Source organism: Streptococcus hyovaginalis DSM 12219 (assembly GCF_000420785.1).
Classification (GTDB): Bacteria; Bacillota; Bacilli; order Lactobacillales; family Streptococcaceae; genus Streptococcus; species Streptococcus hyovaginalis.
Genome location: NZ_ATVP01000021.1, coordinates 1 through 10,552, shown reverse-complemented (window position 1 = coordinate 10,552; position 10,552 = coordinate 1). Strand labels below are relative to the sequence as shown.

Annotated in this window: 13 protein-coding genes, 1 rRNA gene and 1 pseudogene; 3 read left to right on the top strand and 12 right to left on the bottom strand. The window is 37.2% G+C overall.

The annotated features are described in order from the left end of the window. The 11 genes and pseudogenes from G574_RS0110160 to G574_RS0110110 all read right to left on the bottom strand — a co-directional run. Window positions 1–127: ribosomal RNA gene (locus G574_RS0110160) — 16S ribosomal RNA — on the bottom strand; the annotation flags it as partial. 258 nt (window positions 128–385) lie between these two features. Continuing rightward, window positions 386–943, bottom strand: a complete 558-nt coding sequence (gene nrdG, locus G574_RS0110155) for an anaerobic ribonucleoside-triphosphate reductase activating protein (RefSeq protein WP_029692100.1) — start codon at window positions 941–943, stop codon at window positions 386–388. Continuing rightward, window positions 936–1,437: pseudogene (locus tag G574_RS11025) on the bottom strand (GNAT family N-acetyltransferase). The gene nrdG and the pseudogene G574_RS11025 overlap by 8 nt, the downstream one beginning before the upstream one ends. 1 nt (window position 1,438) lies before the next feature. Continuing rightward, window positions 1,439–2,371, bottom strand: coding sequence for a Gfo/Idh/MocA family protein (locus G574_RS0110145; protein ID WP_029692099.1), 933 nt, complete (start codon window positions 2,369–2,371; stop codon window positions 1,439–1,441). A gap of 25 nt (window positions 2,372–2,396) precedes the next feature. Continuing rightward, window positions 2,397–2,531, bottom strand: a complete 135-nt coding sequence (locus G574_RS11945; protein ID WP_281167108.1) for a hypothetical protein — start codon at window positions 2,529–2,531, stop codon at window positions 2,397–2,399. 161 nt (window positions 2,532–2,692) lie between these two features. Then, window positions 2,693–4,879, bottom strand: a complete 2,187-nt coding sequence (nrdD, locus tag G574_RS0110135) for an anaerobic ribonucleoside-triphosphate reductase (protein WP_029692098.1) — start codon at window positions 4,877–4,879, stop codon at window positions 2,693–2,695. A gap of 96 nt (window positions 4,880–4,975) precedes the next feature. Then, window positions 4,976–6,517 (bottom strand): glycosyltransferase family protein, encoded by a 1,542-nt coding sequence (locus tag G574_RS0110130; RefSeq protein WP_029692097.1) that lies wholly within the window; start codon window positions 6,515–6,517, stop codon window positions 4,976–4,978. A gap of 44 nt (window positions 6,518–6,561) precedes the next feature. Beyond that, a complete protein-coding gene (locus tag G574_RS11940) occupies window positions 6,562–6,690 on the bottom strand; it encodes a hypothetical protein (RefSeq protein ID WP_281167107.1) in 129 nt (42 codons plus the stop codon). 61 nt (window positions 6,691–6,751) lie between these two features. Beyond that, window positions 6,752–7,051 (bottom strand): DUF1292 domain-containing protein, encoded by a 300-nt coding sequence (locus tag G574_RS0110120; RefSeq protein ID WP_017769442.1) that lies wholly within the window; start codon window positions 7,049–7,051, stop codon window positions 6,752–6,754. A gap of 14 nt (window positions 7,052–7,065) precedes the next feature. Beyond that, complete coding sequence (ruvX, locus tag G574_RS0110115) at window positions 7,066–7,485, bottom strand: Holliday junction resolvase RuvX (RefSeq protein ID WP_084677601.1); 420 nt, start codon at window positions 7,483–7,485, stop codon at window positions 7,066–7,068. Further along, complete coding sequence (locus G574_RS0110110; protein ID WP_029692095.1) at window positions 7,485–7,751, bottom strand: IreB family regulatory phosphoprotein; 267 nt, start codon at window positions 7,749–7,751, stop codon at window positions 7,485–7,487. The genes ruvX and G574_RS0110110 overlap by 1 nt, the downstream gene beginning before the upstream one ends. Window positions 7,752–7,904: 153 nt before the next feature. On the opposite strand from G574_RS0110110, the gene G574_RS0110105 reads away from it, so the two are divergent. From G574_RS0110105 to yaaA, 3 genes are read left to right on the top strand one after another with little or no spacing between them, the layout of a single operon-like run. After that, complete coding sequence (locus tag G574_RS0110105) at window positions 7,905–8,432, top strand: 5-formyltetrahydrofolate cyclo-ligase (RefSeq protein ID WP_029692094.1); 528 nt, start codon at window positions 7,905–7,907, stop codon at window positions 8,430–8,432. Further along, complete coding sequence (locus G574_RS0110100) at window positions 8,429–9,100, top strand: rhomboid family intramembrane serine protease (RefSeq protein ID WP_029692093.1); 672 nt, start codon at window positions 8,429–8,431, stop codon at window positions 9,098–9,100. Before G574_RS0110105 ends, G574_RS0110100 begins: the two co-directional genes overlap by 4 nt. A 25-nt stretch (window positions 9,101–9,125) precedes the next feature. Then, window positions 9,126–9,872: a peroxide stress protein YaaA gene (gene yaaA / locus G574_RS0110095; RefSeq protein ID WP_029692092.1), complete on the top strand. Its 747-nt coding sequence runs from the start codon at window positions 9,126–9,128 to the stop codon at window positions 9,870–9,872. Window positions 9,873–9,984: 112 nt separating this feature from the next. On the opposite strand, the gene G574_RS0110090 is transcribed toward yaaA, so the two are convergent. Beyond that, window positions 9,985–10,482 (bottom strand): hypothetical protein, encoded by a 498-nt coding sequence (locus tag G574_RS0110090; RefSeq protein WP_029692034.1) that lies wholly within the window; start codon window positions 10,480–10,482, stop codon window positions 9,985–9,987. Between the last annotated feature and the right edge of the window lie 70 nt (window positions 10,483–10,552).

Below are 10,552 nucleotides of genomic sequence, written 5' to 3'. Positions count from 1 at the left end.
GTTACTCACCCGTTCGCGACTCATGATTAATGGTGGAGCAAGCTCCGGTATCAATCATGCGTTCCACTTGCATGTATTAGGCACGCCGCCAGCGTTCGTCCTGAGCCAGGATCAAACTCTCATTAAAATTTTAAGTTCGAGCTGCGCTCAGTCAGTTATTAGCTGACTTATTGTTTTTTCTTGACAGGTTACTTCCGTAACCCGCACGTTTGGTTTCTTTATCCAGTTTTCAAAGGTCTTTGTCCCCCACTTGCGAGACAACTTCTATATTCTAGCAAACATCGCTTCTCTTGTCAACTACTTTGTTAGTTTTTTTTGTTTTCGTTAACCTATAGCTCTGTTTGGAACTTTTCTATAATACTACACTACAATATTAATTGTCAACCTATTTTTGAAGTTTTTTCCAAACTATGATAGCATCTTGCTTTAACGACTCCTGGACATCTATGATTCTTTGATTGCTTGATCCCCTAAACTGTAACGTCAAATCGCGTTTCCTAAAATCATAGCGACCGTCTACCAAGATATCTACCAATCGTAACATTTCCATTTTATCTTCTGTTTCCAACTCTAGCTCGTCCCAAGTATATCCTGTCCATGACCAAATATCCTTGTTTGGTAGTTCTCTTTTGATGCGTTTTAACAAGGGAATAAGAATACCAGTGTTGAGAAAAGGCTCTCCCCCGAGCAAAGTCAACCCTTGCACATAAGGTTGTGCTAGATCATCCATGATGCGTTCTTCTAACTCTTTTGTGTAGGGAATGCCAGCATTAAAAGACCAAGTCGCAACATTATAACAACCCTTACAGTGAAACATACATCCTGAAACATATAACGAGTTTCGAACTCCTTCTCCATCAACAAAATTAAAAGCTTTATAGTCTATGATTTTCCCTTGACTAAGTTCTTCTGCTTTCCATTCCTGTGGTCTAGGATTATTCATTGTTTTTTCCTATCCAATATCTTTCTGTTTCTTCTATGCTATTCTCAAATTGACCACCATTTGCCAAAATAACGGATCGACTGGCGATGTTATTTTGATGGCAGGTCACTAAAACTGTATTAATATTTTTAATATGAGCCAAACCAATACCCTGTTTCAACATTTCTTTTGCTATTCCACGACGTCGCATACTTGGTCGTACGGAGTAGCCAATATGGCCACCTTTAGCTAATAACGCATCATTGAGGCGGAGTCTTAAATTCAAAAAACCAAGCGGATAATTAGTCTCGTCAAAAGCAACAAGTTGGATTGCTGGAATTCTCTTTCCTGAAAGTCCAACTTCTTGCAGAAAATTAGCTTCTAACCAATCCTCATAAGCGGTCTCTGTTTCAACAAAGTTCCAGGCCAGCCATCTCGCTTTCAACTTCTTGAAATTCCCTAATCATATCAAGAATGTGTTCCCTATCTTTTTGCTCTGGTCGTCTTAGCGTAATTTTATTTAGGAAGGTTGACATCTAACTCCCCCCTATTTTTTCCAGATTGATTGATCTGATGGCAAAGCCAATGGCTTAATAAACTTGACTCTGCACTTACAGGATTAATTCCTATCTTGACGGCTTCAAGAAAAGCATCGATAATACTTTCAAAACCTCTTTTATAGAGAGTTGTATCCCAAGAGCCAAATGCCTTCACATGGCTATCCGTACCATTATAAATTGTTAGTTTATCCAAATCTTCAAGGTGATAAGTGCCTGAAGGGCTTTGAATTTCCATGACCTCTCGACGACTTCCTGACTGCAGATTCATACTAACATGGGCACTTGTATGCTCCGTATCTAGCACGACTGAAATGTGACTCAATAAATTCTCTTCTTTTTTCAAGTTAAACTGAGCTGCTAGCAGGGGCTCATCAAGTAAATAAATAGCTATATCTAAAGGATGGATAAAGAAATCAAATAATTTAAATGTGATTTCTTCTGGACGATTAATGTCATCTTTCTCAACCAAAAGACGTTTCTTATCAGATAATTGCCACATCTCCAAAACCCTAGGAGCGAATCGTCGGTTGAAACCAGCCATAAGAAACGTTCGGTTGGTTTTCGCTATATCATATAGCTTTCGACTAGTTTGGAAATCTTCTGTTAATGGCTTATCCATATAAACTGGGATACCACGTTCTAGAAATTGACTTGCCAAGTCAAAATGAACCTTGGTAGCTGCGTGAATAAAGACTCCATCCAAGTCGACCTTCAGCATATCCTCTAATGACTCATGAGCTTTAGCACTACCAAAACGCTCCCAAACAGCCTGTCGAACATCGGCCTGTCGTGTAAAAAGATGCCATTCAACACCTAATAATTGCCTCATATAGGGAAGATAGGCCTTTTGAGAAATAGCGCCTATACCCACAATTCCTATTTTTAACATATCTTCCCTCTTTTCCCTACTCATCCTATTTTTTCCTTGATTTGACGCTTTTTAAGAGTTCTTGTACACGCGCCTTTTTATCCATTTTCTGTGGTTTTTGCTTCTCATGAAAACGCTGGACATGGGCCTTCCCTTTATCATCTAGCTGGTATTTTCCCATATTACTTCTCCTTTTTATAAGCGATTGTTTTAGCAAACCTGTTATGTTGGTTTTTTAACCGCCTTTACATAGAATATCTTTAAGGTTGTCTATTTTCTTATTTATAAATAAGAAAATAAACAAACATATTTTTAGGACTTTTCCGGTTAATTTCAAAAGCCTTACAAACTTGAACCGTTCATATGTTTAACGCGAGCAGCTATTTCCTTATGACGACCATTAACCATTGGCCTTGACTGTGGATTTCCTAAATAACCACATGTACGTTTAACAACGTCCGCTGTCTTAGGATCTGTATTGCCGCAATTAGGGCATTTAAAGCCCCTTTCCGTTGGATCAAAATCCCCTTCAAAATCGCATAGATAGCATCTATCTATTGGGGTATTAGTCCCCAGATAGCCTACCCTGTCGTAGGCGTAGTCCCACACAGCCTCTAATGCTTTAGGATTTTGTTGAAGAACTGGATATTCACAATAATGGATGAACCCTCCACTCGCACCAGCTAATGGATAATCTTTCTCAAATTCCAATTTTTCAAAAGGTGTTGGGTTCTTACGAACATCATAGTGAAAACTATTGGTATAGTATTCTTTATCTGTAATATCCTTAACGGCACCAAATTTTTCCTTGTCTAGACGGCAAAAACGATCCGTTAAACTTTCAGATGGTGTAGAGTAAATCGAAAAATGATAATCGTATTCATCAGACCAAGCTGTCGTTAATGCTTTCATACGGTGGATAATACCAAGGGTGAAGGCTTTAGCTTCCGCATTAGTCTCCCACTCTCCACCATAGAATGTCGTCGCCACCTCATAAAGCCCAATATAGCCCAATGAAACCGTCGCTCTGCGCTTATTGAATACTTGATCAACAGCCTGATCTTTTTGTAATCTCTTCCCAAACGCACCATATTGATAAAGAATAGGAGCATTTTCCGGCTGTGCTTCTTTGACACGGTTGATGCGATAGACTAGGGCATCTTTGGCAATGAGCATGCGCTCTTCAAAAAGCTTCCAAAAAGCGGTCTTATTGCCTGACGCTTCCAAGGCAATTCTCGGAAGATTAACGGTCACCACTCCTAAATTCATACGACCAGCATTCACTTCTTGACCTTTTTCATCCCACCATCCTTGTAAAAAGGAACGACAACCCATTGGAACTTTAAAGGAGCCTGTGATCTCTACAATCTTGTCATAAGAAAGGATATCAGGATACATTCGTTTTGTCGAACATTCCAAAGCCAGCAATTTGATATCATAATTAGGATCCTCTTCATTCAGATTAAGTCCTTTCTTTAGCGTAAAAACTAATTTTGGAAAGATCGCTGTACGCTGTTCACTACCCAGTCCTTTTATCCGAATCTTAAGGATCGCTTTTTGAATCTCTTTCTCTAGCCAAGATGTCCCTAAGCCAAAACCTAAGGTTGTAAACGGTGTCTGACCATTTGAAGTGAAAAGGGTATTGATCTCATATTCCAGAGACTGCATTGCATCATAAATATCCTTTTGCGTTTTTTTACGCGCATATGCTTCGCGCTTTTCAGGCAAAACCCAAGTGTCTGCATCCTTTAGGTGTTTCTGGTAATTAAGCTCAGCATAAGGAGCTAAAATCTCATCTATTCTATCAGCTGAGCATCCCCCATATTGACTAGAGGCTACATTGGCTATAATCTGAGAAATCTGGGCTGTGGCTGTTTGAATGGATTTAGGACTCTCTACTTCAGCATTACCAATTTTAAAACCTTGTGCTAACATGCTTTTGAAATCAATCAAGCAACAATTAGTCATAGGGGTATAAGGGCTGTAATCTAGATCATGAAAATGAATGTCCCCTTTCTGATGCGCATTAGCCACATGTCCTGGAAGCATCTTGAGCCCAATGGATTTACCAACAATCCCTGCAGTCAGATCTCTTTGAGTATTGAACACTCGAGAATCTTTGTTGGCATTTTCATTAACTACAGTCTGATCTTTTTGAATTAATTTTTCAATAGAGAGATTTATGTCCTTGTCTTGTTCTCTTTGATCACGTTTCGATTGCGAAAATGTGGCATAGGCTGTTGCGACACTCTCTTCTTTATTTTCAAGCAATGTCTCTATCATGATGATTTGGATATCTTTTGTTTTGACAACAGTCGAGCTAACGCTATCAACTTTTTTTAAAACACTTTTAATGACTTTTGCCACCTTTTCAGGTCGTATTTGATTATCATAATCAATGGCTTTACACAAACTCTTAGTTAGCTTATCCACATCAAACGCAACGAGTCTGCCATCGTATTTTTTTAATTGTTTATCGACCTGTATTTCAGCAACCACCGTATCCAGTATTTCTTTTTTTTGTATCATAGAACCGACCTCCAACAATCGTTATTATGACATAAGAAACCAAAAAAATCAATATGTTGTGTTATTTTTATTTGTAAACCACAACATATTGATTTTTTATTTGATTTGATAAACCGTAAACGCTGCAACATCTTTGATATTGATCGCATCATAATGTCTTGAAAGATTATCTTTCAGGGTATCAGTGATGTTTGCATTCTTTGCTAAAACAATATAACTTGCGTTATCTTGTAGCAAATCGTCTTCTAAGTTTTTGCGATTAGCGGAGGTAACTGTATAAAGATACGGTAAGCTGAATTTAGAAGCTGATTGCCGCTCTGTATTTAAATAGATTGTAGCTAAATCATCCCAAACGTAAATCGAGCTATCTTCCGCACTATTATTTTTGATAAACTTAGTCACTTCTTGTCTATCATGAGATAGCTGGATTTCTTCAAAGTAATGGTATCCTAATTGTCCACATAAGCCGATCAGTATTACAACAGGTAACAGATAAGTTTTTGTAAAGTAGTTAAAGAAAAATTGTTTTGCTAAAGCAACTCTTCTGCTTCGACGATGTGTTCGATTGTGTAAGCGTGATTGATAATCTGAGGCTAACTGCAGACTGATGAGAATTAAACCTTGAACCAAAATAAACAGTAGGTGATAGGCATCTAGAGATTTAGATAATATGGCGTATACACCATATACCAATATTGATAAGGTTAATGCCACTTTTAAAATCCCAAATGGCTTATCTTTTCGAGAATCAGTTTGCCCAATCCCAAACAACAGACCTGAGAACAAAAGAAGACCAATTTGGTAAGGTATGCTGATGAACAACTTTTCATTCCCTGTTTCAAAAACAGAGAGATAAAACAAACCTGGCTGTTTTAAGTATTCTGTTAACAACTGTTCATTGAAAATAAAATACCCCATGGTATAAACAATCAGAGTCGTTCCAAAAATAAAACTTAACGCTTGATACAAGCCTCTAGCCCAGAAACGGCGCCGAATATTAAATGCCAAAATTGTAAAGGAAGCAATCAACCAAAAAATAACTAGCCGTGGTTCTATAAATAAACCTAGAGCACTTGTTATACCAAATAAAATAAAGCGTTCATCCTTTACAGATTGATTAAAATACCGTATTAGGAACCAAATCATACTTAGTAAAAACGGGAAGGCCCATTGTATAGGATATAAGCCTCCAAATCCTAGTACCAAATTAAATAAGTAAAACAGTAAATTGATGGCAACTGCCAACTCTGCCGATTGGGTTAGGTAAGCTATTATCTTATAAAGATAACGCCCTGATAAATAGTAGGCTATAAAGGAAACCACTAGTAACCACAGATTGGAGCCCAATAAATAAGCTACTGCAATAACAGCATAATAAAGTAATCCACCTGTTGCGAAGATATCATTGTAGGGCAAAATCCCTCGTGACATCATTAAACCCGTATACAAATTTTGGCTTTGACTATCTGTTATGAAGCCGTCTAATACAGGAAGCAAAACAGATACGGAACTGATCAAAATACTCAATAAAATCACATAAAAGTGTGCTAATCCCGCTATTCGAGTATTAATAGCTGTGTCAACCGAATGAGTCTCTTCCGTATCTTGGGGCTTATTTTCTTGATAGTTTGTGATCACAGATGCTCTCCTTGCTTTAACTTCTTTACAAAGTATAACAGAATTTACACTTTAGTCAATTTTTCAAGGAGTGCTACGTATTTCTTAATATCTTTAAAATAATGATAAGACCTACTATGATATGTTTCTAAAAATTCTTTTTCTGCCTTTGTTAATGTTTGTTTCACTGTCATAAGATACCCTCATGATAGTTATTCGACAAAAAAGACCCGATTTCACAAACCGGATCCTTTTTTAATTTTCATCTATAAAACTATTGAAAACTTCTTCAATCATATCCCATTCAGCATCTGAATCTTCCGGAATTGGTTGTAAATCTCCTTCTGTACCATCCTCATTTTCAGTAAATGAATAAGCTTGAATTTCAATTTCGCCATTATCATCTTCTTGAGCTCCAGCAGGTACAAGAAGGACATAGTTTTTTCCAAACTCTTCTTTCCCGTCGATCGTTAATAGTATCTCAAACAAACTTTCATTCCCTTGGTCATCTACTAAAGTAATCACTTCTGGTTCGTGCTCATGATTATGTGTCATTTTTTCTCCTTTTGTTAAAACATACGGTCCAAATAATTTTGTAAGATTAGCTGTGCCGCCAACTTATCAATAACTTTCTTTCGTTTTCCTCGGCTAATATCTGCCTGCTCAACTAGCATTCGCTCTGCCTGAACAGTTGTTAACCGTTCATCTTGATAATCGACAGGCAATTGGAAATGTTCATGAATCAAATTTCCATAAAATTTGCTAGCTTCTACACGAGGTCCTTCTGTGTTATTCATGTTTTTTGGCAAACCCACAACAAATTTAGTTACTTGATACTCCGATACCAGAGTCGCTAGACGTTCTAAACCATAATCAGCATTATCTTCATCTATTGGTATAATTTCGATTCCTTGTGCAGTGAACCCTAAAGGATCACTAACTGCAACCCCTACCGTCTTAGAGCCAACATCTAACCCCATTACTCTCATTAAAATTTCACACCATTATTACTCAGATATGAGCGAACTAGCTCCTCAACAATTTCATCACGTTCGTATTTTCGAATTTGATTTCGCGCATCGTTATAACGGGGAATGTAAGCTGGATCTCCACTCAAAACATAGCCCACAATTTGATTAATTGGATTGTATCCTTTTTCAGCTAGAGAATGATAAACATTAGATAAGGTTTCACTAATCTCTTTACGATTAGCATCATCCAAATTAAAACGAACCGTTTCATCTGTAAATCCCATACTCACACCTTCTTTCTAAACGACTTTTGATTGTTTATTATAGCATAGTTGCAACGACTTGACAACTAAAACAACAGAATAGAAAGCGATTGTGAAAAGAAGATAGCTACATCATTGTTAGGATTTTTCCGATCTTCATGTTAAGATATTAGCATGACAAAAAAACAAATACGCCAACAAATGATTTCGAAAATGAAAACATTCGCAAAATCAGAAGGTAAAGAAAAAATAGATCACTCTCTATTACAAAAATTATTAAATAGCTCTCTTTATCAGAATTCTAAAACCATTGCGACTTATATCTCCATGCCAAATGAATTCAATACAGGCCCCCTTATTAGACAGGCTCTTAAAGATGGCAAAACCATTCTTGTCCCAAAGACCTATCCTAAGGGGCGAATGATCTTTGTTCAATATAATCCCGAAGAGCTACAAACAACCTCATTTGGATTATTAGAGCCCATTTCTGACTTAGAAGTCAGTAAATCTCTTATTGATTGTATTCATGTTCCAGGTGTTGTATTCAAGGCAGATGGTCACCGCATTGGGTATGGGGCTGGTTACTATGACCGTTATTTGGCAGACTACGTTGGACAAACTGTCAGCACGATTTACCTATTCCAGCTTCAAGAATTTACAAATGACCCTTACGATATCCCTGTTAGAAAGATAATCCAATGATAAATACCCTAAAACGATATCCTATTACATCTCTTTTGGTAGGGAGCATTTCTTTAATATTTTTGCTTATGCAGCTTCTTTACCCTGGCATGGCTGAAACTCCACAGGTGATCTATCAATTTGGTGGCCTTGTTGGAGATATTTTAAAAACTAACTATCAGGAAAGTTGGCGTTTAATTACCCCCATCTTCGTTCATATCGGTTGGCAGCACTTCCTCTTTAACACCATCACTTTATTTTTCTTAGGGAAATTACTGGAAGATTTATACGGTCATTTTAGATACTTAATCCTATTCCTTTTTTCTGGAATCTTAGGGAATATTTTTGTTTTTGTTTTCACACCTAATGTTATTGTCGCCGGAGCATCAACTGCAATCTTTGGACTGTTTGCTGCTGTCGTAGTCGCTGGACAAAATAGCCGATACACATATCTCAAACAACTAAGTAACTCCTATCGAACTTTAATTCTTATCAACCTTGTTTTTAATCTTATCACACCTAATGTTAGTATTGTCGGTCATCTCGGGGGACTAACCGGAGGAGTTCTTTTAGGAGTCGCTCTAAGCAAAACTGATAACAGCTACTTTAAAACTAGTCAAAAACTTGCTACAACCCTTCTTTATAGTCTTATCTTTATTGGACTACTAACGATTCCTTGGTTGTTTTAAATGTTCCCTCAGAAAGTTTTTACAAATGCTAACAATATTAATACCACCCGCTAAAGAAATGCTTGAAAACATAGAAACTATTCATTCTCATACCCAGTTTTCTCCTCTAACATCTGACATCATAAAAACAATGTCTGAAAAAAGCATTGAAGAGCTCATGACTATCTATCGTTTTAAAAAAGAAGCACCTGCCCAGAAAGAATTTTTCCGTTGGAGTGCTATTAATAAAGCGACAAGCACATACCACCCAGCCATCAAATTATATAACGGACTCATGTATCGCTCGTTAAAAAACGGGATCAGTCAATCAGCTATGGAATATCTTAAAAAGACAACCCACATTACCACAGCGCTGTATGGCATTATTCCAATTAACTATCCCATACAAGCACACAGACTTGATTTTTTGGACAATGTCGCCATTAATAAACAACCTTTAAAAAAGTTATGGAATCAACAATACGACGCATTTGTTTCTCAACAAGGAGCGACACCAATAATTTCGCTATTATCTAATGAGTTCGAAACTGTCTTTTCCAAACAGCAGCGAATCAAGTTTGTTAAAATACAATTTTATGAAAAAGATGTTAAAGGAAATTTAAAACAACATTCCACGATTTCCAAAAAAGGACGCGGAGCTTTTTTAAAGGCCCTAGCTGAAAATAATGTAGAACACCTAGAACAATTACCCAACCTATCTTTTAATAATTATCACTATAGTTCATCTCTCTCAAATTCTCATACCTACATCTTCATCCACGATTCCAGATAAACTATCTAAGGTATCTTACTAATAAGCCTCTCACGCTAGTCTTTGTGACTTCTAGCGTAAGAGGCTTTTTAACTTGTCAAAATCATAGATCTAGATAGGCCGCACTAGGGCCCTACTTCCCATCTTCTAGCCACAACTGACGGAACTGCCTTAATAAGGCTTGACGCCCCTTAAACGGTTTACCACTTACCAATAACCCAACCTTATACTGTTCAGACTCTGGTAAAGTCGCCCTAAGACGATCTAACTGATCAAATAGGACAACCTTCTCGTCTAAAGCCAGACCTTTTTGCGCAATCGCATGGCTTAATGTCGATACCTCTTCATAAGGCAAACGGTTCAGACGGCGCTTATGGCTCTCCTGGGATCGTAAAACATCTTTCAAGTAGTTGGAAAACTTTGTCTTAAAACAGGCAAAGAATAACCTGGCTTCTCTTAAACAGTCCGGTTTATCATCAATCAAACGAAACAAACAGATCATCGCTTCTTGTTCCCAATCAGACGATTCCCACAATTGGATATGATATTGACGACGTAATTTAAAAACAATAGGCTTAACGCATTGATACAAACTCTCAAAAGATAACTGATTTAAAGGATAATTTTCCATTACTTGATATAACCTCATTTCTTATGGATGAGTCTAGTATAAGAAAAAGAGTCTCTCAAGACCATGACAT